We start from the raw sequence: 22,435 nt of genomic DNA on the forward strand, positions 1-22,435 counted from the left end.
AAGCGTAAGCGCCCGTCTTGGCCGCTGGTGTCTGGACAGAGAAAAGCGTAAGCGCCCGTTTAGCTCTGAAAGGCATAAGACAGACCAACGAAGTGGCCTTGGCCGCGCAGTTGGACTGGCTTATGACCCGAAGAGCTGGGCCGCTGAAGTCTGGACAAAAACCCACTCTTCCAAAGTTATTTAAAACATATAATTTCTCTATTTTCTTTAGAGAAATAAGAAAAAAATTGCCAACTTTCGTTGGCAATTTTCATTTATTCCTGATTAGCTTTTTCAGCTTCTTCTTTTTCTTCTTTCAGGACAATTTTGCGAGAAAGGTTGACGCGGCCTTGACGGTCGATTTCAATTACTTTCACTTTTACAACTTGATCCATTTTCAGGACATCTTCCACTTCCTTCGTCCGTTCTTCCTGGATTTCAGAAATATGAAGCAGTCCATCTTTGCCTGGGAACAATTCAACAAAGGCACCAAACTTCTCGATGCGTTTCACTTTGCCTTCATAGTATTCCCCAACTTTTGCTTCGCGAACGATGTTTTCGATCATCGCTTTCGCTTTAGCGTTCATTTCTTCATCAACAGACGAAATGAAAATGGTGCCATCTTGCTCTGTATCGATTTTGACTCCTGTCTCATCGATGATCTTATTGATCACTTTACCGCCAGGTCCGATTACATCGCGGATCTTATCAGGGTTAATTTTAACCATGATGATCTTCGGTGCAAATTTAGACAATTGCTCTCTAGGGTCAGAAATTGTCGCCAGCATCGATTCAAGGATGTGAATACGTCCAATTTTCGCTTGTGTCAAAGCTTCTTCAAGAATTTCACGCGATAAACCATCGATTTTGATATCCATTTGAAGTGCCGTAATGCCTTCTGCAGTTCCGGCAACTTTAAAGTCCATATCACCAAGATGATCTTCCATCCCTTGAATATCAGACAATACCGTATAGTTATCGCCTTTTTTAACCAATCCCATTGCAATACCGGCTACAGGTGCTTTCAAAGGAACACCAGCGTCCATCATTGCAAGAGTTGAAGCACAGATACTTGCCTGTGAAGTTGATCCGTTGGATTCCAGAACTTCTGCTACCAGGCGGATTGTATATGGGAATTCTTTTTCGTTCGGGATTACCGCTTCAAGTGCACGTTCACCAAGAGCTCCGTGTCCGATTTCGCGGCGGCCTGGTCCACGAAGGAATCCAGTTTCACCAACTGAGAACAACGGGAAGTTGTAATGGTGCATAAAACGTTTTGTGTCTTCGATGCCAAGGCCGTCGATAATCTGTACATCGCCGAGTGCCCCAAGTGTACAAATACTCATCGCCTGCGTTTGGCCGCGTGTGAATAAGCCTGAACCGTGTGTACGGGCCAGCAAGCCGACTTCTGAAGACAAAGCACGGATTTCTGAAGGTCCGCGTCCGTCCGGACGGATTTTTTCATCCGTTATCAAGCGGCGCACTTCATCTTTGACCATTTTATCCAAGATCTGGCCTGCCTGTTTTTTAACGTCATCATCAGATTCTTCGTATTGTGCCATGACACGTTTTTTCACTTCATCAATTGCTTCGTTGCGCGCTTGCTTTTCATTGACTTGAACAGCAGCGTTCAATTCCTCTTCAACAGCGTTTTTGATAGTAGCAGAAAGTTCAGCATCCAACTCGTATAATTTGATTTCGGATTTTTCTTTTCCGACTTCTGCTGCAATCTCTTCCTGGAACGCGATCAATTTCTTGATCTCTTCGTGGCCGAACATGATGGCTTCAAGGATGATGTCTTCTGATACTTCTTTCGCCCCAGCTTCAACCATATTGATGGCATCTTTTGTTCCTGCTACTGTCAGGTTGATCGAGCTTTTCTCAAGTTGCTCATTTGTCGGGTTGATAATGTATTCGCCATCGATCAATCCCACGATGACGCCGGCAATCGGCCCGTCGAAGGGAATATCCGAAATCATCAATGACAATGAAGATCCGAACATAGCTGCCATTTCTGAAGGGCAATCCTGATCAACAGACATAACCATTGAAATTACCTGTACTTCGTTACGGAAACCATCCGGGAATAGCGGACGGATCGGACGGTCAATCAGGCGGCTTGTTAAAGTCGCTTTTTCTGATGGACGCCCTTCACGCTTGATGAAGCCTCCAGGTATTTTACCGACAGCATAAAGGCGCTCTTCATAGTTGACAGTCAATGGGAAGAAATCCAACGGCTTCGGATTTTTGGAAGCTGTTGATGTGGACAATACTGCAGTATCGCCATAACGGATCAAAGCTGCTCCGTTTGCTTGTTTTGCCAATTGGCCAACTTCGACCTGTAATTCGCGGCCTGCCCAATCGAATTTGTAAACTTTTTTAGTTTGCTCCATAATCGAGCTCCTCTCTCTTTCAATATATAGACAATTTTATGTATCCATTACTAGTAGTGTATCAAAAAAGCATACGCTGTGCGATTGTATGCGGAATATTTTATCCATAAAGAAAAAGCGGGACGAATCCCGCTTTCACTGATTGCTATTATCGGCGTAGGCCAAGTCTTGCGATTAATTCGCGGTAACGAGCTACGTCGTTTTCACGAAGGTATTTCAACAAGTTACGACGGCGTCCGACCATTTTGAATAGACCACGACGTGAGTGATGATCTTTTTTGTGAGTACGTAAGTGCTCATTCAAGTTGTTGATGTCTTCTGTAAGAATGGCGATTTGAATTTCTGCAGACCCAGTATCTGTGTCATGCACTTTGTATTCATTGATCAATTCATTTTTACGTTCTTGAGTAATTGCCATACTGTTTCCACCTCCTAATATCTGATAGCCCCAATTACCGAGCAAACGTTGGTGATTCGATTTGCCAAGCAATGGTTAGTACGTTCAGTACTCATAAATCATAGCACACGGCAAATTGAAAATCAACTGAACGTCCCGGCTGTTTTCACTGAACGAAAAAGCGGATGGCTTCCTGTTTGTCTTTTTCAATTTGTGCTTTCAATTCATCTATGCCGGAAAATTTTCTTTCGTCCCGGATCCTCTTATGCCAATCGACAGTGACCCGTTCCCCGTAAATATCTTTATCAAAATTAAAGATATGGACTTCGATCACAAGCTTCTTATGATCCGGGTCGTTGAATGTCGGTTTATAGCCCACATTGCAGACGCCTTCGTGGACTTCGTCCTGTACATGGAGACGAACAGCGTAAACACCGCGGCCAGGCACGAATGTGCCAAGGTCCGGTTCCACATTGGCAGTCGGAAAGCCGATCGTCCGGCCTCTTTTGTCCCCGTTCACAACTGTTCCTGATACTTTGAATGGACGTCCTGATAAACGGGATACTCCTTCAATTTCCCCGGATTTCAAGTGATTGCGAATTCTCGTGGAACTGATTTTTTCCTGGCCGTCTTCAAGCTTGCCGATGACACTGACGCCAAACCGGCCATCAGCATAGTTTTCCATCAATTCCATAGAGCCCTGTCCTTTTGAGCCAAAGGAAAAATCGAAACCGGCTGTAACATGCACAACATTCAGATCCTCAATAAAATGGCTGATAAATTGTTCCGGCTGCAATTGTGCAAAGTCGGATGTAAAACGGACGATGAAACATACGTCGATATTCATTTCATTAAGAATATCCATTTTCTGCTGCAAAGGTGTTATGTAAAACACTTCTTCTTTTCTGCCGCCCAATACCAGTGATGGATGCGGATCAAAAGTCATCACCGCTGATTTCGCACCTAATTGCTGCGCTTTTTCCACAGCTTCACCAATTACTTTCTGATGCCCTTTATGGACGCCGTCAAAAAAACCAAGCGCCATGGATAATGGTCCCAACTCTTCTTCCGGTTTCATATGGTTTGGATAATTTAAATGGAAGATTTTCATTTTACACCTCGTCTTCTGTCGGCAGTCCGAACATTTTTTCAGGTTTCATCTTACCCTTTTTCTCCGGATGCTTCTTATATAAAGCAAAAGGATTTTCGTTTATGGTAAAAATAAGCAGTTCATTGTCCTCCAATAAAGGATGCATTTCCATGACCTGGCCATTTTTCATCGCAAAAAACATTTTTGGATCGACTTCCACTGCTGGAAATGCGCTTAACCCATAGATAAGCGGCTTTAAGTATTGATCGATAGTTCCATTTTGGGCAATCTCATCAACCTCTGCAAGTGTTAAGCAATCTTCCTGTTTAAACTTGCCTGATTCCGTTCTTGTCAATTTTGACATATGCGCCGGGTAGCCAAGAGCCTCGCCTATTTGCACAGCCAGTGTCCGGATATAAGTGCCTTTGCCGCATTGGATACGGATTCGAAAATGAATGTCAGTTCCAGTCCATTCTTCCGCACTGTCCAATAACTCGATGGAGTCAATTCGGGCTTTCCTGATTGGCCGTTCAACCGCTATGCCGGCTCTGGCATATTCGTATAATTTTTTGCCATTTACCTTCACTGCTGAATACATGGGTGGAATCTGGGTGATGTCTCCAGTCAATCCCTCTAAAGCGGTCTGCAGTTCCTGTCTGGTGATTTTCTTTTCCCGCTGGTCCCGCTCCACTACTTCTCCAGTCGCATCTTCTGTTTCAGTGGAGAAACCGATTGCCACTTCCGCTTCATAAGTTTTCCCTTGATTGGTGATATATTCCGCCACTTTTGTGGTGTTGCCTATGCAAATTGGCAGTACGCCATCCACTTCGGGATCGAGGGTACCGGTATGGCCGACTTTTTTTGTTTTCAATATTTTACGCAGTTTAAAAACGCAATCATGGGAAGTCATGCCTTTTTCTTTCCATAAAGGAAGTATTCCGTTAATGGCCATTTCTTTCAACCCCTTTCTATATAACCAGTTCTATATAATCCTCTATTTAACGCTTCGACGCTTTGGACAAGGCTCACACCATAAGCCGAGAAAGAACACTCGTCTTACGGCTCCGCCCAGTCCGGAGGCGCACCGACGCTGAGAGAAGTCTCTGAAGATATGGAGCAAAACAGCGAAGACTCCCAGGGGATTAGAAACAGAGTTGGTTTTCCAACTCTGTTTCGAGCGAAGTGCTGAGATCCACTCGGACGAAGGTTAGCGAGTCCGAGTTAGCTCAGTGCGAGCCCCCAGGAAAGCGAAGCTGTTTTGCGGAATATCGGTAATCAAAGTTTAGCTAATTATGTAAAAAAGCCTGCAATCTAAGAAATAGACAGCAGGCCTGGTTTTATTGTTCGTCTTTCGGTTCTTTGATATCCCGCAGCAGACTGTCGATACGATTTCCGTATGCCACTGAAGTATCGAATTCAAAAGATAATTCAGGCGTCTTGCGCAAACGGATGCGCTGGCCGATTTCTGAACGGATAAATCCTTTGGATTTCGATAAGCCGAGCAATGTCTGCTCTTTTGCAGCATCATCACCCAATACACTGATATATACTGTCGCCTGTTGAAGATCTCCGGTTACTTCGACATCTGTCACCGTTACAAATCCGATTCTCGGGTCTTTCAGCTTGCGGCTGATGATATCGCTGAGCTCTTTCTTCATTTGTTCGCCTACACGATTCGAGCGCATTGTCATTGCTTATTCACCTCGTTCTTAGAGATATTCTTGATGATGTTCAAGACATTCCCACGACGGATTGCTCTCCAGGTAATACAGCACTTGCGCCATTTCCTTTTCAACCATTTCTTTTGAAGACGAAACAATGACAAAGGCCAGGCGCGTGCGCTGCCATACATTCTGATGATCAATCTCTGCCGCGGAAACATTGAACTTTTGTTTTGAACGGGTCAGCATGCTTTTCAGCACTGCCCTTTTTTCCTTCAATGAATGCGCTGACGGTATAAAAAATTCGCATTCCATATAAAGGATCATTTCCGTTCGATTTCTTCCATAACGTAAGCTTCGATAATGTCGCCTTCTTTGACGTCATTGAAATTCTTAACGGTAATACCGCATTCGTAGCCTTTAGCTACTTCTTTGGCATCGTCTTTAAAGCGTTTCAGTGTATCCATTTCACCTTCGAAAACAACGATTCCTTCACGGATGACACGAACTCCGCTGTCACGCGTGATTTTGCCTTCTGTTACATAGCTTCCGGCAATTGTTCCGACTTTCGATACTTTGAATGTGCTGCGGACTTCCGCTTGGCCAATAACTTTCTCCTCAAATTCAGGATCAAGCAAGCCTTTCATTGCAAATTCGATTTCTTCTATTACTTTATAGATGATGCGGTGTAAACGGATGTCCACGCCTTCTGCTTCTGCTGCACGTTTAGCATTCACATCCGGGCGGACGTTAAAGCCGATAACGATAGCATTGGACGCAGCAGCCAGGGAAATATCCGATTCTGTGATGGCACCGGCACCTGTATGGATGATGTTGACATTTACGCCTTCAACATCAATTTTCAGAAGTGATGCTGCCATTGCTTCAACTGCACCTTGAACGTCAGCTTTGACAATCAAGTTCAATTCTTTCATTTCGCCTTGTTTCAATTGATCAAAGAGATTATCAAGCGTAACACGCGTTTTTTCAGAACGCTGAACCTGCAATGCTGAAGTTGCACGGCTTTCACCAACAGAGCGGGCTGATTTCTCGTCTTCGAATACGACAAAACGATCGCCTGCCTGAGGAACATCATTCAAACCTGTAATTTCTACCGGCATTGATGGACCGGCTTCTTTAACACGGCGTCCTGTATCAGAAACCATTGCTCTGACACGGCCAAACGTATTACCGACAACAATAGGGTCACCCACATTCAATGTACCATCCTGGACTAAAAGAGTCGCAACTGAACCACGGCCTTTATCAAGCTCAGCTTCAATAACTGTCCCGATAGCGCGGCGTGCCGGATTGGCTTTCAATTCTCCAACCTCGGAAACAAGCAGGATCATTTCAAGCAATGTATCAATGCCGTCTCCTTTTAATGCTGAAAGTGGTACGAAAATTGTATCTCCGCCCCATGCTTCGGGAACAAGGCCGTGCTCAGTCAGTTCCTGCATAACACGATCAGGGTTTGCACTTGGTTTATCCATTTTATTGACTGCTATGATGATAGGAACTTCAGCAGCTTTGGCATGGTTGATCGCTTCAACTGTCTGCGGCATTACACCGTCGTCAGCTGCCACTACAATAATAGCCAAATCTGTTACTTTTGCTCCGCGGGCACGCATCGTTGTAAACGCCGCGTGTCCTGGTGTATCAAGGAAAGTGATTTTTTTGCCGTCTTCGTCAACCTGATAGGCACCGATATGCTGTGTAATCCCACCAGCTTCGCCAGCTGTTACTTTCGTGTGGCGGATAGAGTCCAGTAAAGTTGTTTTACCATGGTCAACGTGGCCCATGATTGTAACAACCGGCGGACGTTCTTCGTTCAAAGTTTCATCTTCCGGTTCGAAATAAACTTCCAGGTCCGTTTTATCAACCAGAATTTCCTCTTCCACTTCTACTTCATACTCTGCACAAATCAATTCAATCGCATCTTTATCCAATTCCTGGTTAATGGTAGCCATTACACCAAGCATGAACAATTTCTTGATAATTTCTGAAGGCTCGCGCCCTAATTTTTTCGCCAATTCACCAACAGTCAAAGACTCTGTAAAAGTGATTTTAGCCGGCAGCTCTTTTTCTTTTTTAGGCATAGGCGGCATCGGATTCGGATTCACCGGACGCTGCTGTTTACCTTTTTTGTTGCGGTTCTGGCCGCCGCGGCCTGGTCCGCCGCCACCTGGGCGGTTGGAATTGCGCTGTCCTGGGCCTGCTGTTGGTTTAGCGGCTTTAGGTGTGAAGTTTGAACCTGATTTTGCTGGAGCAGCAGGTCTCTGGCCATTGCCTTGTGAACGCGATTGTCCCTGGCTTGGTGCTGCAGCCGGACGGGACTGCCCTTGAGCTGGACGGTTTTGCCCTTGCCCGGATGGACGTGAACCGCTTTGTCCGCCTTGTGGCCGAGACTGGCCTTGCCCTGCTGGACGTGAACCTTGTCCTTGCGAACGGTTCTGTCCCTGGTTCTGTGGTCTGTTTGGAGCTGGTGCTGTTGAAGCGGATGAAGATTTTTTATAGACTCCGTCTAATTTTGAAACAGCATTATCCTCTAATGTCGACATATGGTTTGTCACCGAAATATCCATTTTTGATAATTGCTGGATGATCTCTTTACTTGGTTTATCTACTTTTTTTGCGTATTCATGTACTCGAATTTTGGTCATCTGCTCACCCCCGGTTATTTTCATCGAACAAGCTTTTCAGTTTTTTGGCGAAACCTGCATCGGTAATCGCCATAACTACACGCTCTTCTTTGCCGACTGCATGCCCGATTTCGGAACGGGTCCCGAAAATCTGAAGGTCGACTTTATAATGGCTGCATTTATCCTGCAGTTTTTTCATTGTGTTTTCTGAAGCGTCTTCCGCAACCAATACCAATTTCGCATTGCCTCTGCGCACTTCATTGACTGTCAGTTCCTCTCCGGTAATTGTCATTCTTGCTCTTGTAGCAAGTCCGAGGATTTGGAGAATCTTCTGTTTTGTTTCCATTTTACTTCAACTGCTCTCTTAGCACGACCCGGAGCAATTCTTCATAGATTTCCTCAGGCACTTTCACTTCCAATTGGTTGTCAAGCACCTTTTTCTTTTTGGCAGCTGCAATAGCCGCCTCCGATTTGGAAACATAAGCTCCGCGCCCTGATTTTTTGCCGGTCAAATCGACACTTACTTCGCCTTCTTTTGACCGGACGATTCGGATCATTTCTTTTTTAGGATGCATCTCGCCTGTAGCTACACACTTTCGAAGTGGAATTTTCTTTTGCAGAGCCAACGGACATCACCTTATCTTTCTTATTCTTTTTCGTCGTAAAAATCGAAGTCATCCGCTTCTTCGCCGGATTCCACCAATTCGATATCGGCATCAGGATTTGGGTAGATACCCATTTCACGTGCGTCTGTCTCACTCTTGATATCGATTTTCCACCCTGTCAACTTGGCTGCCAGACGGGCATTCTGTCCGCGTTTGCCGATTGCCAGTGACAGTTGGTAATCAGGTACGACAACGGTTGTCGATTTTTCTTCCTCATTGACTTGAACATCAAGGACTTTTGACGGGCTGAGTGCATTGGCAACAAAAATCACCGGCTCCTCCGACCATTCAACGATATCAATTTTTTCACCGCTTAATTCGTTGACGATTGTCTGCACGCGTGCGCCTTTAGAGCCGACACATGAACCGACTGGATCGATATCTTCACGGTGAGCCATTACAGAAATTTTCGAACGGTCGCCGGCTTCACGGGCAATCGACTTGATTTCAACAATGCCATCGTAAATTTCAGGCACTTCTGTTTCAAACAGTCTGCGGAGCAAGCCAGGATGTGTTCTTGATACAAACACTTGTGGTCCGCGTGTTGTGCGTTCAACTTTAGTGATGTAGACTTTTATGCGGTCATGAGGCTGATAAGACTCGTTTGGCATTTGCTCTGTCTGCGGCAGCACCGCTTCAACTTTTCCAAGGCCGACATAAAGATTGCGGGCATCCATGCGTTCAACAATACCATTGACGATATCATCGGCACGATCAACGAACTCTTCGAAAACAAGACCGCGTTCCGCTTCGCGCACACGCTGTGTAACAACTTGTTTAGCTGTTTGAGCAGCGATGCGGCCAAAGTTGCGTGGAGTCACTTCTTCTTCCACTACATCTCCGATTTCATAAGCAGGATTGATGGCATGAGCATCTTCAAGCGAAATCTGCAGGCGGTCGTCTTCGACTTCCTCCACGACATCTTTTCTTGAATAGACAAGCATCGTTCCCGTATTAAGATTCAAATCCACACGAACGTTCTGTGCCTGATTGAAATTACGTTTATAGGCAGTCACTAATGCCGCTTCAATCGCTTCGATCAAGACATCACGTGAAATCCCTTTTTGTTTCTCCAGTGCCTCTAAAGCATTCAATAACTCACTGCTCATTTTTTATTCACTCCTAGGTTCATCGATCAGGTTTTGCTGAAAAATCAATTGCTAGCCGGATTACAGCAATTTTCTGCCTTGGAATCACGATTGTTTTTCTGCGGGTTTTGATTTTGACTTCAATTTCCACTTCTTCGTCACTATACGATTGCAGATAACCTTCGAACTCTTTGGCATCCAGAATAGGTTCATAGGTTTTGATATAGATGAATTTACTGATAGCATTCTCAAAATCTTTTTCTTTTTTCAGTGGGCGTTCTGCACCCGGTGATGATACTTCAAGGAAATAATTTTGTTCAATCGGATCCAAGTCATCCAGTATTTCACTCAGACGTTCACTGACCAATGCACATTGGTCGATATCGATCGGTGCATCCGGATTGTCAACGTACACACGTAAAAACCAGCTGCGTCCTTCTTTTACAAATTCCACATCAACCAGTTCAAGGTTCAGCTCATCAATGATGGGCTGTGCGATTTTTTCAATTTGTTCTGTAATTTTGCTCATACATGCCTCCCGCTAATCAAAGTTTCACTTTACGTCTTTACAAACAGAAAAGAGCGGGAGAACCCACTCTTCTGCGACAGAGCTATCAGTAAATGTTACTACAATAATACCATGATTGTCCGTGCTGTGCAACTGACTAGAACAGCGACAACTGGTTGGCTTCAGGCATTCCTTCGAGACAACCGTGGTCATCCATATACTCTATGATGGTTTTGGAAACCCGTCCACGCTGCTGAAGGTCTTCTTTCGAAAGGAACGTTCCTTGTTGTCTGGCAGCGACAATCGATTTGGCGGCGTTCGTTCCAAGACCCGGTATGGCATTGAATGGGGGAATCAGCGTATTGCCGTCAATGATGAATTCATCGGCCTCCGATTTATAGAGATCCACTTTCTGGAACTTGTAGCCTCGTTCCGTCATCTCCAGCGCGAGTTCCATGACTGTCAATAAGTTCTTTTCTTTCGTTGAAGCTTCCAGCCCTTTTGCATTGATGTCTGCAATTACCGAACGGATGGCATGAGACCCTTTCGCCATCGCATTGACATCGAAATCTTCTGCACGGACTGTGAAGTAAGCCGCGTAATAAAGGATCGGGAAATGCACTTTGAAATAAGCGATTCTTACTGCCATTAATACATAGGCGGCAGCGTGGGCTTTCGGGAACATGTATTTGATCTTTTTACATGATTCAATATACCAGTTTGGAACGCCTTCTTCTTTCATCGCTGCTTCAAACTCCGGTGTCAGCCCTTTACCTTTACGGACTGCTTCCATTATCTTAAACGCCATGGATGATTCGAGTCCCTGATAAATCAGGTAAACCATAATATCATCACGGCAGCCGATTACATCGGACAGCTGGCAAGTTCCGTTTTTAATTAATTCCTGTGCATTGCTCAGCCAGACGTCTGTTCCGTGGGAAAGACCTGAAATCTGCACAAGCTCGGAAAATGTCGTAGGTTTCGTTTCCTCAAGCATTTGACGCACGAATCGTGTTCCGAATTCCGGAATTCCATATGTCGCCGTTTTACAGCCGATCTGTTCTTCTGTAACACCCAGTGATTCCGTACCGGAGAAGATTTTCATCACTTCCGGATCATCAGTCGGAATCGTTTTCGGATCGATGCCCGATAAATCCTGCAGCATGCGGATAACGGTCGGGTCATCGTGGCCCAGTATATCCAACTTCAATAAATTATCATGGATCGAATGGAAATCAAAATGCGTTGTTTTCCATTCCGAATCCTGCGCATCCGCAGGAAATTGAATCGGGGAAAAATCATAGATGTCCATATAATCCGGCACTACGATAATCCCGCCCGGATGCTGTCCGGTGCTTCGTTTTACACCTGTGCAGCCTTGTACGAGACGGTCAATCTCCGCTCCCCGGATAGTCATATCCCGGTCATTTGCATATCCGCGTACGTAACCATAAGCTGTTTTATCAGCAACGGTACCGATTGTACCTGCACGGAAAACATTGTCTTCACCGAATAACTCCTTGGTGTAATTATGCGCTTTTGCCTGATATTCACCACTGAAGTTCAAATCGATATCCGGTACTTTATCGCCTTTAAAGCCAAGGAACGTTTCAAACGGAATATCCTGCCCCTCTTTTTTATAGGGAATATCGCAATCCGGACAATTTTTGTCTTCCAGGTCAAATCCCGAGCCGACAGAACCATCGTCAAAGAACTCCGATTTCTGGCATTTGGTGCATATATAATGAGGCGGCAGTGGATTTACTTCTGTAATCTCAGTAAGTGTCGCCACTAACGAGGAACCAACAGACCCCCTAGAACCGACCAGATAACCGTCATCCAAGGATTTTTTAACAAGTTTATGAGAAATCAAATAAATAACCGCGAAACCGTGGCCGATAATGGATTTTAATTCCTTTTCAATACGGGCTTCCACAATTTCAGGAAGCTGCTCCCCGTAGATGCTTCTCGCCATACTATAACTAAGTTCCCTGACTTCCTCATCTGCACCTTCGATTTTCGGTGTATACAGATCGTCTTTGATCGGTTTGACGGTATCAATCATGTCAGCAATCTTATTGGAATTCTCCACAACAATCTGCTTAGCTGTTTCTTCTCCCAAAAAGTCGAATGCATCGAGCATTTCATTGGTTGTACGGAAATGGACTTTCGGAAGCTTCGTCCGGTTCAGCGGATTGGCACCGCCTTGGGACCCAATCAATACTTGCCGGTAGATAGCGTCATTTTCATCAAGGTAATGGACATTTCCTGTAGCAACCAGAGGAATCTCCAGTTTTTTGCTGACTTTCACGAGTTTCCGGATGATATCTTCCAGATTCCATTCATCTCGGATCATTTCACGTTCTATCAGTGGTGCATAAACATCTTTTGGATGGACCTCCAGGTAGTCGTAGAACTGGGCAGTACGCTCCACTTCTTCCATCGACTTCTGCATGACCGCTTCAAAAACTTCCCCTTTATCGCAGCCGGAACCGACAAGAAGCCCTTCGCGGTGTTTCTGCAGAAGTGAACGCGGGATTCGCGGCACCCGGTAGAAGTAATTGATATGGGAAGCTGATACCAGCTTGAACAGATTCTTCAACCCTGCATCATTTTGTGCAAGCAAAGTCACATGAGTCGGACGCGAACGCTTATAGGCGTCGCCGGCTCCGACATAATTGTTCAGTTCATCGTGATACAAAATCCCTTTTTGGTGTGCTTCCTTCAAAAGATGCGTCAACAAATAAGAAGTGGCTTCCGTATCATAAATCGCCCGGTGATGCTGCGTCAGTTCGATGCCGAACTTTTTCGCCAGCGTGTTAAGGCGGTGGTTCTTCAATTCCGGATGGAGCATGCGCGCAAGTTCGAGCGTATCGATTGTGGCGTGTTTTTTCTCGATGCCATATTTCTTATAGGAGACATAAAGAAAGCCCATATCGAAAGATGCGTTGTGGGCGACCATTATATGGTCGCCAGCCCATTCGTGGTAATTGCGGATTACTTCTTCCACTTCCGGCGCATCTTTGACCATATCATCAGTGATCCCAGTTAGATCAATTGTCGTATCTGATAATGGGTGATGAGGATTCGCGAAGCTTTCGAATTTATCGATAATCTGTCCGCCTTTGATCTTAACGGCAGCAAGCTCAATGATGGTATCGTACACTGCGGATAAGCCGGTTGTCTCCAAATCGAATACCACAAAAGTTTCTTCTTCAAGAAGCGCGTGCCGTTCTTCAAACGCTATCGGCACACCGTCGTCCACAAGATTCGCTTCCAGACCGAATATCGCTTTAATGCCATGCTTTTTGCTGGCAGCATAAGCATCCGGGAAAGATTGCACCCCGGCATGGTCAGTGATGGCAATAGCGGGATGGCCCCATTTTGCGGCTTGGCCAACGAGTGCATCAACAGATGACACTGCATCCATCTGGCTCATCGGTGTATGGAGATGCAATTCCACTCGCTTCTCTAAAGCTGTATCCTGCCGCAATTGTGGTTTCACTTCCACCATGTCCTGCGCCATCATCACCAGGTCACGGACAAATGTATCCATCTGGATTGAACCGCGTGCTTTCAGCCACATGCCTTTTTTGATGTTCTTCATCAATTCGGCATCCTCTTTGTCACGGGAGAACATTTTCACAAGCAGGGAATCTGTATAATCTGTGATTTTGACTGTCAAAAGGGAACGGCCGCTGCGCAATTCGCGCACTTCAGCATCAAACACGTAACCTTCGACAGTAATTCGCCGCTCTTCATCTATGATGGAGCGGATTTCAGCGATTGGTTCATCCGGTTTGATATTACTGCCCATCTGGAATGGACCTGCAGGAGCACCGTTCTCTTTACGGTCAGTCTCCCGTTTTTTCATATCAGATAATGCCTTCTTGGCCATTTCCTCTTCTTCGGCACGGCGTTCTTCCATAAATGCTTCATGGGCCGCCTGCTGGTCGTCTTCCGTTAATTGGAAGTCAATCGCGATGCGCGGAAAACCAAACTGCTGGTAAACATTTGCCAGTTTATCAGAGTACTTGGACTTAAGTGCCATCATTTCATGTTCATGTCCGCAATTCAGCACCATCTTACTTCCATTCCACTGCGGGGATTGGCCCAGCAATCGCTCACGAAGCGGTGGGGCCATATCTGCCAATTCGTCAACTGCATAGCGCCAGTAAGCCGATACCAATTCTGAATCTGCCTGGTCATCATCTGTCACAATTGTCAGCTGGACGCTGGCGATTGGAGAAAAAGTAGCATGCAGCCGTTCTTTCAATAAAAGAAACAGCTTCAACGGCAATACTTTTTCGAGTTTAAGCGTGAAACGCCAGGCCCGCTCTTTTTTATGGACCGTCATCCGTGTCAATTCAGCCTCCTCGAAAAAAGGCATATGTACATCATCTGTTAAATCGAGATGCTGAAGAAGTAGCTTTAAACGCATTTTAGGATCTTGCTGGTTTGTCATAACTATCCCCTTCACTCTTGTAATAAAACCGGCCTGACCGGTTGAGTTTATACTATTTGCGACAATAATTTCATTATAAAAACTGACAGGAAATTAAGAAAAAGAAAGGAAAGCACAGCTTGTGCTTTCCTCTCATCATATCAGATTTTTAAGATCTTTTTTGGAAAAAGTCCTGCAATTGATCAAGCAATTCTTCTTGTTTCCACTCGAAAGTCTCGCCTGTGCTACGGATTTTGACTTCCAAAATTCCTTCAGCAGCTTTTTTCCCAACCGTAAGACGCACCGGCAAGCCAATTAGATCGGCGTCTGTAAATTTAACTCCGGCACGTTCATTACGGTCATCAATCAGCACCTGGTAGCGGTTGGATTTCAGCAATTTGTAGATTTCCTCGGCAGTTTCACGCTGCACATCATCTTTGACATTGACCGGCACCACATGAATATCGTAAGGTGCGGCAACAGGCGGCCAAGTAAAACCGTTTTCGTCATTGAATTGTTCAGCTACAGCTGCAACCACACGGGAAACACCAATGCCGTAGCACCCCATAATGTATGGCACTGCACGGCCCTGGTCGTTAAGAATCGTTGCTTTCATATCTTCACTGTATCTTGTTCCCAGTTTGAAGATGTGGCCGACTTCAATTCCTTCGGCAAATTTGATCGTCCCCTGGCCATCCGGTGAAGGATCGCCTTCCTTGATAAAGCGCAAGTCAGCATATTTCTCAACATCGAAATCCTGACCCGGTGTCACATTTTTAAAGTGCTGGCCTTCTTCATTGGCCCCGGCGATTCCATTTGCGATTGTTTTTACAGCATTATCAGCAATTACACGGATACCGTCCGGCAACGCAACAGGTCCTATCGAGCCGATTTCGCAGCCGATCAATTGCTTCACTTCTTCAGGCGTCGCCATTTCAACCACTTTGGCGTCGGTTGCGTGTTTGACTTTGACATCATTTATATCATGGTCTCCTCTGGATAAAACGATGACGAATTCGTCATCCGCTTTAAATACGAGCGTCTTGATGCAATTCTCGGTGCCTGTTCTAAAGAACTCTGCAACCTGAGCTATTGTTTTTTGATCAGGTGTCGCCACTTTTTCGATTTCTTCAGGTGTCTCTGTTGGAAGTTCGTACTCAATATTCACTTGTGCCATTTCAATATTCGCTGCATATGAAGAAGAATCAGAGTATGCAATCGTATCTTCACCGATTTCAGACAATACCATGAATTCGTGGTTGTCTTTTCCTCCAATTGCGCCGGAATCAGCGATGACCATACGGAAATCAAGCCCCAGTCTGGAGAAGATGTTCGTATAAGCCTGCATCATGACATTATAAGTCTCATCAAGGCTTTCAGTTGTAGCATGGAATGAATAAGCGTCTTTCATCAGGAACTCGCGTCCGCGAAGCAAACCGAAGCGCGGGCGCTTCTCGTCACGGAACTTCGACTGAATCTGAAATAGATTCAAAGGCAATTTTTTATATGATTTGACTTCATCACGCAATAGATCTGTAATGACCTCTTCGTGGGTTGCTCCGAGAGCAAATTCCCGCCCGTTGCGGTCTTTCAATCTCATCAATTCATCGCCGTAAGAATACCAGCGGCCGGTTTCCTGCCAAAGCTCGGCCTGCTGCATTGCCGGAAGGAAAACTTCCACGCTGTTCGCTGCTTCCATTTCCTCACGGATAATTGTTTCCACTTTATCAAGAACACGTTTGCCAAGCGGCAGGAAAGAATAGATTCCGCTCGTATTCTGACGGATAAATCCTGCACGTAGCAATAATTGATGTGATCTTACTTCTGCATCTGCAGGAGTTTCACGTAATGTCGGGATAAAAGTTGCTGATTGTTTCATTCCAAAATACACCTCAACTGACTGATAAATTTTTAAAAATAATTTTAATTATGTTATTAGATGGGCACTTTCACTTTTCTTCTTGTCCAGACTCCAACGGCCAGCTCCTCGAGTCATAAGCCCCACTGGCTAGGCGGCTGATAACATGCCGCTACGCCAGCGTGTCTTATGCTTGTCGGAGCTAAACGGCCGTTTCCGCATTTCTTCAATTAGAAGAAAAACTTCTGTATATCATTCCAGGTGACGACAATCATAAGCAGCATAAGCAGCATGATGCCGACAAAATGGACCATACCTTCTTTCTGGCGATCCACCGGCTTGCCTCTCAGTGCTTCGAGGACGAAGAACATAAGACGCCCGCCGTCAAGTGCCGGAAGCGGCAACAGGTTCATGATTCCCAGGTTGATGCTGAGCATACCAGCCCAGCTCATCAATGTGAAAATTCCATATTGTGCTACCTGTTCTGTTGTTTTATAAATACCAACCGGACCGGATAAAGCATCGATCGTAAATTGGCCCGTCACCAGCATGCCCAGCAAACGGAAAATCTCCTTGAACCAGAATACGGTTGTTTCAGCTCCGTAAACGAATGACCCGAAGAAATCCTGTTCCCTTGGACTTTCATAAAGCACACCGATAACACCTACGTCCCCTTGTTCCTGCTCGACCAACTCAGGTGTAATCGTGAATTCCACTGTTTCACCCTCGCGCTCAACAACAAAGTCCAAAGGATTCCCTGCTTCATCCTGAACGGAGTCCACGAGATCGTTCCAGCTGGCAATATTTGTGCCCTCGACTTCCGTAATCAGGTCACCAGCCTGCATGCCTGCTTCCTGAGCCGGACTGTCATCCGTCACTTCCGAAATAACAGGTTCATTGGTCGGTACCCCTTGCAGTAGCCCGATTGCCGTAAAAATAAAAAAGGCAAGGATAAAATTGAACAACGGTCCTGCAAAAATTGTCATGAAACGGTGGCCGATGCCCTTAGAATCGAATTGACGGTCATAAGGAGCCAATACGGTTTCAGTACCATTTTCTTCGACTACTGCGTCTCTTGCCACGTCGAGGCGGACAAAACGTTCCTCTTCATCATAACCTTTGATATAAAGCTCTTTTTCAAGGTCTGCATCTTCAACTTCAAGAAACATGATATCAGGATACATCGTTTTTTGATTTAAGATGATTTTTTTGGCAAGCCCTTCGTCATTCAGCAATACGCCAATGCGATGGCCAGCCTGCAATACGATCCGGTCCATTTCTTCTCCAGCCATCCGGACATAACCGCCGATGGGCAAAAGACGGACTGTATATAAGGTCTCCCCTTTTGTAATGCCTAATATCTTCGGACCCATGCCGATTGCAAATTCACGAACCAGGATTCCAGCCCGTTTCGCAAACAGGAAATGGCCCAATTCATGGAAAAAAACTAAAGCGCCGAAAATTATGATAAACGATATGACTGTTTCCATTTGAACCCATCCTTATAAACCTTTTCGGTTTTAATCTTTCGTTATTTTAGCATGTTTTGGACTGTTTTTCTTGTTTCAGAATCGACATGCAAAATCGTTTCCAGATCCGGTGACGGAATCGGATTATGTGCATACATTGCACGTTCAATCATTTCTTCAATCTGCAAAAATTTAATTTCTTCATTTAAGAACATTGCCACAGCCTGTTCATTGGCTGCATTCAGGACAGTAGTCATCGTTCCGCCAGTACGTCCGGCATCGAATGCCAACTGCAATGCATGGAACCGTTCATAATCCATCTCCTGGAAATGCAGTTTGCCAATTTCGGCCAAATTCAGGCGCTTGGCATTCGGCCGCTCCAAACGTTCAGGATAAGTCAAAGCATATTGGATGGGAACCCGCATATCCGGTGTTCCCAATTGCGCCATCACACTGGTATCACGGAATTCAACCATCGAGTGGATGATGCTTTCCCTGTGCAGAAGCACTTCGATGTCATCGTAATCAAAATTAAACAGGACATTCGCTTCGATAACTTCGAGCCCTTTGTTTACCATGGTTGCCGAATCAATGGTGATTTTCGCACCCATCGACCAGTTTGGGTGGTTGAGCGCTTCTTTGACCGTGACATTCTTAAGTTGATCCCGTGTGGAATCCCTGAAGCTGCCGCCGGATGCAGTAAGAATCAATTTTGTCGCCTGTTCGATTTTTTCGCCATTCAATGACTGGAATAAAGCGGAATGTTCACTGTCAACGGGAAGAATAGCCGCACCGTATCGCTTGGTACTTTCCATCACCAGGTGGCCGGCCGTAACAAGCGTCTCTTTATTGGCAATAGCAATTGTGCGCCCCAATTTAATCGCTTCAAGCGTGGGTTCCAGCCCCACACTACCAATGACGGCATTGACGAGCACATCAGCTTCATAAACCGCGGTCTCGATTAAACCGGCACTTCCCGACACAAAAGCTGTACGCGGAAATTCTCCGCGGAACACATTTGCATCTTGCTCATTTTGAACACAGACGATTTCGGGATGGAATTCCTTGATGAATTTCTTCGCCAATTCCATATTGCGGCCGGCTGAAAATCCAACCAGCTTAAACTCTTCAGGATGCTCACGGATAATATCTGTTGTCTGAACGCCGATCGAACCGGTCGCTCCAAGTAATATAATCTTTTTAACCATTCAGGATGTCCCCCTCAGATGAAATGTAAAAAATGCAGCAATGGCATGACGAAAAGAATGCTGTCAAAGCGGTCTAGAATACCGCCATGCCCAGGCAGAACTTTTCCTGAATCTTTAACGTTGAAATGCCGTTTTAAAGCAGACTCAACCAGATCGCCCATCTGCCCGAAAACCGATGCGACGATTGTCACAAGGATGATAATGTAAATAGGATGATTTAAATCGACAAAATAATTGAAAACCAATGCAGCGACGATTGCATAAATAATGCCCCCTACAAAGCCTTCAATGGTTTTATTGGGTGAAATTTCGGGCCATAACTTGCGTTTACCAAATTTCCTGCCTGTAAAATAAGCACCGGAATCAGTGAACCAGACGACCAATAATGCATATATTAGATAAGCAAGGCTCGCTTCGCGAGTTTCGATAAGATAGAGGAATCCCATCCCTACGTATAGAGTGCCAAGGATCGCAAAGGCCGCATCATCGAAAGTAAAGCTGTTTTTAACGATTACAGTATGTATTAGCAGTAAAATGACCGCGATAAAAGCGAATTCCACTTTTGTATATCCGGTCCACCCAGAAACCTGGAGTGTCCAGTCACCCGGCATCATAAAAGCATATAACGCCAAAAGGGAAATAAGGCCGGGAACACTCCAAAGTGTGCGGCCTTTCATCTTCAATAATTCCTGGAAACCAATAGTTCCCAAGATCAACACTAGAATAGTAAATGGAGTACCGCCATAAATTACAAATGGTATGAATAATGCAAAAGCGATTACTCCGGTTATTAGACGCTGTTTCACTGTGCTTCTTCCCCTTTCAATCCTCCAAAGCGGCGATTTCTTTTTTGGTAATTTTCAACCGCCTCAATAAGAGAATCTTCGTTGAAATCCGGCCACAATGTATCAGTGAACCAAAATTCGGTATAGGCCAGTTGCCAAAGCATAAAGTTGCTCAAGCGTACTTCTCCGCTGGTCCGTATCAGTAAATCCGGTTCCGGCAATGATTTGGTCATCAGGCCTGAGCTGATATGATCTTCTGTTATATCTTCCGGATTCAATGTTCCGGCTGCTACTTGTGCAGCAAGCTCTTTTACGGAATCAACAATTTCTGAACGGCTGCCATAGTTCATGGCAAAATTCAGGATCAATCCTGTATTGTCCTTTGTTGCCTCTTTCGCTTTTGATATCGCTTTTAATGTATGTGCAGGAAGATTCGTATGATCTCCCATCATTTCCACCTTAACGTTTTCAGCTACCAGTTCCGGAAGGAAGGTAGACAAAAATTCTTCGGGAAGCCTCATCAGGAAATCCACTTCCATTTTCGGCCGTTTCCAATTTTCAGTGGAAAATGCATATAAAGTCAATACGTCAACGCCAAGAACATTAGCCAAACGGGTTATTTTCCGCACAGTTTTCATTCCCTCGTGATGTCCTGCTACACGCGGAAGTGAACGTTTCTTCGCCCAGCGGCCATTGCCATCCATTATTATGGCTATATGTGAAGGGATTATCCCATCACGGACCAGCGATAGGCGTTCCATATCGCCGATCACGGTTTCCGTATTTCGTTTTAATAATTTATTTATCATAATTAATCCTCCACCTATTACAAATCGGCATGTCTATTGCTTATCATATCAAAAAAAACGCTATCGTGCCCTATCTTTCTCGATGACGTTTTTTTTGGCATGAAAAAGCGCCCTGCTATACAGGACGCGTAAAAGCTTATGAAGTTCGAATTTATACTTCCATAATCTCTTTTTCTTTATCTTTAGCCATTTCATCGATTTTCGCAATATTCGTATCAGTCAATTTCTGGACGTCATCGGAATAGCTGCGCAAATCATCTTCAGTGATTTCGCTTTTCTTCTGCAGCTTTTTAAAATCATCATTTGCATCACGGCGGATATTACGGATATTGACTTTAGCAACTTCCGCTTCTTTTTTCACGTCTTTAACGAGCTCTTTACGGCGCTCTTCAGTCAGAGCAGGTACAGCAAGTCGAATAACCGAACCATCATTCGAAGGATTCAAGCCAATATCAGATTTAAGAATCGCTTTTTCGATATCACCCAGAACAGACTTATCGTATGGCTGGATCATAATCATGCGAGCTTCCGGAACCGATACACCAGCTACCTGGTTGATTGGCGTTGGTGCTCCGTAATAATCGACTGTCACTCTATCCAGGATAGACGGGGTTGCACGTCCAGCGCGGATAGAAGAAAGTTCGCGGGAATAAGCCTGGATGGTATTCGTCATTTTTTCTTTGGTTTCATTCATCACAGATTTCGGCATTATATCTCTCTCCTCACAACTGTTCCGATTTTTTCACCTTGAACAGCTCGTTTTATATTACCATTTTCCATAATTGAGAATACTACGAGTGGGATATCATTGTCCATACAAAGTGTGGAAGCAGTAGAATCCATAACTTGCAGGCCTTGTTGAATAACTTCCAAGTATGACAACTCTTCATATTTAACAGCTGTTGCATCAGTTTTCGGATCGGCCGAATAAACACCATCCACATTGTTTTTCGCCATCAGGATTACATCCGCCTCAATTTCAGCAGCTCGAAGTGCCGCGGTCGTATCAGTAGAAAAATAAGGATTGCCTGTTCCTGCTGCGAATATTACAACCCGTTTCTTCTCAAGATGGCGGATTGCCCGTCTGCGAATATAAGGCTCAGCGACCTGACGCATTTCAATAGAAGAAAGTACACGCGTTTCAACGTCCTGCTTTTCGAGCGAATCCTGCAAAGCCAATGAATTCATGACTGTTGCGAGCATTCCCATATAATCGGCAGTCGCGCGGTCCATGCCCATTTCAGAGCCGACCTTCCCTCTCCAGATATTGCCTCCTCCTACAACTACAGCAACTTCGACGCCAAGTTCAACGACGTCTTTTACTTGAGCAGCTACAGATTTAATGATTTCAGGGGATAACCCGAAACCTTGTCCACCTGCCATCGCTTCTCCACTAAGTTTTAATACAATGCGTTTATACTGCTGAACACTCATCGGTA

General features: G+C 45.1%; 19 protein-coding genes. All 19 read right to left on the bottom strand.

The genetic code is table 11. From position 1 onward, the window contains the following. Positions 1-254 precede the first annotated feature (254 nt). The 19 genes from pnp to pyrH all read right to left on the bottom strand — a co-directional run bounded on the left by pnp (position 255) and on the right by pyrH (position 22,430). Entirely contained in the window at positions 255-2,372 is a 2,118-nt protein-coding gene (pnp, locus tag DP120_RS06160; protein WP_112222784.1) for a polyribonucleotide nucleotidyltransferase, read from the bottom strand. Between the two features lie 148 nt (positions 2,373-2,520). After that, complete coding sequence (rpsO, locus tag DP120_RS06165; protein ID WP_084245326.1) at positions 2,521-2,790, bottom strand: 30S ribosomal protein S15; 270 nt, start codon at positions 2,788-2,790, stop codon at positions 2,521-2,523. A 145-nt stretch (positions 2,791-2,935) separates the two neighbouring features. Next, positions 2,936-3,880: a riboflavin biosynthesis protein RibF gene (ribF, locus tag DP120_RS06170; RefSeq protein WP_112222785.1), complete on the bottom strand. Its 945-nt coding sequence runs from the start codon at positions 3,878-3,880 to the stop codon at positions 2,936-2,938. Between the two features lies 1 nt (position 3,881). Further along, complete coding sequence (gene truB, locus DP120_RS06175) at positions 3,882-4,811, bottom strand: tRNA pseudouridine(55) synthase TruB (protein ID WP_112222786.1); 930 nt, start codon at positions 4,809-4,811, stop codon at positions 3,882-3,884. A 385-nt stretch (positions 4,812-5,196) separates the two neighbouring features. Next, positions 5,197-5,550, bottom strand: a complete 354-nt coding sequence (gene rbfA, locus DP120_RS06180) for a 30S ribosome-binding factor RbfA (RefSeq protein ID WP_084245320.1) — start codon at positions 5,548-5,550, stop codon at positions 5,197-5,199. 18 nt (positions 5,551-5,568) lie between these two features. Beyond that, positions 5,569-5,847 (bottom strand): DUF503 domain-containing protein, encoded by a 279-nt coding sequence (locus DP120_RS06185; protein ID WP_112222787.1) that lies wholly within the window; start codon positions 5,845-5,847, stop codon positions 5,569-5,571. After that, entirely contained in the window at positions 5,844-8,183 is a 2,340-nt protein-coding gene (gene infB, locus DP120_RS06190) for a translation initiation factor IF-2 (RefSeq protein WP_112222788.1), read from the bottom strand. The genes DP120_RS06185 and infB overlap by 4 nt, the downstream gene beginning before the upstream one ends. Before the next feature lie 4 nt (positions 8,184-8,187). Then, positions 8,188-8,508, bottom strand: a complete 321-nt coding sequence (locus DP120_RS06195) for a YlxQ family RNA-binding protein (RefSeq protein ID WP_112222789.1) — start codon at positions 8,506-8,508, stop codon at positions 8,188-8,190. A 1-nt stretch (position 8,509) separates the two neighbouring features. After that, positions 8,510-8,788 carry an RNase P modulator RnpM gene (gene rnpM / locus DP120_RS06200; RefSeq protein WP_112222790.1) on the bottom strand — a complete coding sequence of 93 codons (279 nt, stop codon included), beginning with the start codon at positions 8,786-8,788 and terminating at the stop codon, positions 8,510-8,512. Positions 8,789-8,808: 20 nt separating this feature from the next. Then, the gene (gene nusA, locus DP120_RS06205) at positions 8,809-9,936 is read right to left on the bottom strand and encodes a transcription termination factor NusA (protein WP_112222791.1); all 1,128 of its coding nucleotides are present in this window, start codon (positions 9,934-9,936) and stop codon (positions 8,809-8,811) included. 19 nt (positions 9,937-9,955) lie between these two features. After that, positions 9,956-10,444, bottom strand: coding sequence for a ribosome maturation factor RimP (gene rimP / locus DP120_RS06210; protein WP_112222792.1), 489 nt, complete (start codon positions 10,442-10,444; stop codon positions 9,956-9,958). Positions 10,445-10,580: 136 nt separating this feature from the next. Next, positions 10,581-14,888, bottom strand: a complete 4,308-nt coding sequence (locus DP120_RS06215; protein ID WP_112222793.1) for a PolC-type DNA polymerase III — start codon at positions 14,886-14,888, stop codon at positions 10,581-10,583. A 148-nt stretch (positions 14,889-15,036) separates the two neighbouring features. Next, on the bottom strand, positions 15,037-16,746 hold the full coding sequence (locus DP120_RS06220; protein ID WP_112222794.1) for a proline--tRNA ligase: 1,710 nt from the start codon (positions 16,744-16,746) through the stop codon (positions 15,037-15,039). 209 nt (positions 16,747-16,955) lie between these two features. Next, positions 16,956-18,215 (bottom strand): RIP metalloprotease RseP, encoded by a 1,260-nt coding sequence (rseP, locus tag DP120_RS06225; protein WP_112222795.1) that lies wholly within the window; start codon positions 18,213-18,215, stop codon positions 16,956-16,958. Positions 18,216-18,256: 41 nt separating this feature from the next. Beyond that, positions 18,257-19,402 (bottom strand): 1-deoxy-D-xylulose-5-phosphate reductoisomerase, encoded by a 1,146-nt coding sequence (gene dxr, locus DP120_RS06230; protein WP_112222796.1) that lies wholly within the window; start codon positions 19,400-19,402, stop codon positions 18,257-18,259. A 14-nt stretch (positions 19,403-19,416) separates the two neighbouring features. After that, on the bottom strand, positions 19,417-20,208 hold the full coding sequence (locus DP120_RS06235) for a phosphatidate cytidylyltransferase (protein ID WP_112222797.1): 792 nt from the start codon (positions 20,206-20,208) through the stop codon (positions 19,417-19,419). Then, positions 20,205-20,996 carry an isoprenyl transferase gene (locus tag DP120_RS06240; RefSeq protein ID WP_112222798.1) on the bottom strand — a complete coding sequence of 264 codons (792 nt, stop codon included), beginning with the start codon at positions 20,994-20,996 and terminating at the stop codon, positions 20,205-20,207. Before DP120_RS06240 ends, DP120_RS06235 begins: the two co-directional genes overlap by 4 nt. A 151-nt stretch (positions 20,997-21,147) precedes the next feature. Continuing rightward, positions 21,148-21,705: a ribosome recycling factor gene (gene frr, locus DP120_RS06245; RefSeq protein WP_112222799.1), complete on the bottom strand. Its 558-nt coding sequence runs from the start codon at positions 21,703-21,705 to the stop codon at positions 21,148-21,150. Then, on the bottom strand, positions 21,705-22,430 hold the full coding sequence (gene pyrH / locus DP120_RS06250; protein WP_112222800.1) for a UMP kinase: 726 nt from the start codon (positions 22,428-22,430) through the stop codon (positions 21,705-21,707). Before pyrH ends, frr begins: the two co-directional genes overlap by 1 nt. Positions 22,431-22,435 lie beyond the last annotated feature (5 nt).

It is taken from the genome of Planococcus halotolerans (assembly GCF_003289955.1).
Taxonomy (GTDB): Bacteria; Bacillota; Bacilli; order Bacillales_A; family Planococcaceae; genus Planococcus; species Planococcus halotolerans.

Bases quoted from the DNA above. Each gene is read 5' to 3' on its own strand.
- pnp (WP_112222784.1), bottom strand. From the start codon at position 2,372: ATGGAGCAAACTAAAAAAGTTTACAAATTCGATTGGGCAGGCCGCGAA.
- rpsO (WP_084245326.1), bottom strand. From the start codon at position 2,790: ATGGCAATTACTCAAGAACGTAAAAATGAATTGATCAATGAATACAAA.
- ribF (WP_112222785.1), bottom strand. From the start codon at position 3,880: ATGAAAATCTTCCATTTAAATTATCCAAACCATATGAAACCGGAAGAA.
- truB (WP_112222786.1), bottom strand. From the start codon at position 4,811: ATGGCCATTAACGGAATACTTCCTTTATGGAAAGAAAAAGGCATGACT.
- rbfA (WP_084245320.1), bottom strand. From the start codon at position 5,550: ATGACAATGCGCTCGAATCGTGTAGGCGAACAAATGAAGAAAGAGCTC.
- DP120_RS06185 (WP_112222787.1), bottom strand. From the start codon at position 5,847: ATGATCCTTTATATGGAATGCGAATTTTTTATACCGTCAGCGCATTCA.
- infB (WP_112222788.1), bottom strand. From the start codon at position 8,183: ATGACCAAAATTCGAGTACATGAATACGCAAAAAAAGTAGATAAACCA.
- DP120_RS06195 (WP_112222789.1), bottom strand. From the start codon at position 8,508: ATGGAAACAAAACAGAAGATTCTCCAAATCCTCGGACTTGCTACAAGA.
- nusA (WP_112222791.1), bottom strand. From the start codon at position 9,936: ATGAGCAGTGAGTTATTGAATGCTTTAGAGGCACTGGAGAAACAAAAA.
- rimP (WP_112222792.1), bottom strand. From the start codon at position 10,444: ATGAGCAAAATTACAGAACAAATTGAAAAAATCGCACAGCCCATCATT.
- DP120_RS06215 (WP_112222793.1), bottom strand. From the start codon at position 14,888: ATGACAAACCAGCAAGATCCTAAAATGCGTTTAAAGCTACTTCTTCAG.
- DP120_RS06220 (WP_112222794.1), bottom strand. From the start codon at position 16,746: ATGAAACAATCAGCAACTTTTATCCCGACATTACGTGAAACTCCTGCA.
- rseP (WP_112222795.1), bottom strand. From the start codon at position 18,215: ATGGAAACAGTCATATCGTTTATCATAATTTTCGGCGCTTTAGTTTTT.
- dxr (WP_112222796.1), bottom strand. From the start codon at position 19,402: ATGGTTAAAAAGATTATATTACTTGGAGCGACCGGTTCGATCGGCGTT.
- DP120_RS06240 (WP_112222798.1), bottom strand. From the start codon at position 20,996: ATGATAAATAAATTATTAAAACGAAATACGGAAACCGTGATCGGCGAT.
- frr (WP_112222799.1), bottom strand. From the start codon at position 21,705: ATGCCGAAATCTGTGATGAATGAAACCAAAGAAAAAATGACGAATACC.
- pyrH (WP_112222800.1), bottom strand. From the start codon at position 22,430: ATGAGTGTTCAGCAGTATAAACGCATTGTATTAAAACTTAGTGGAGAA.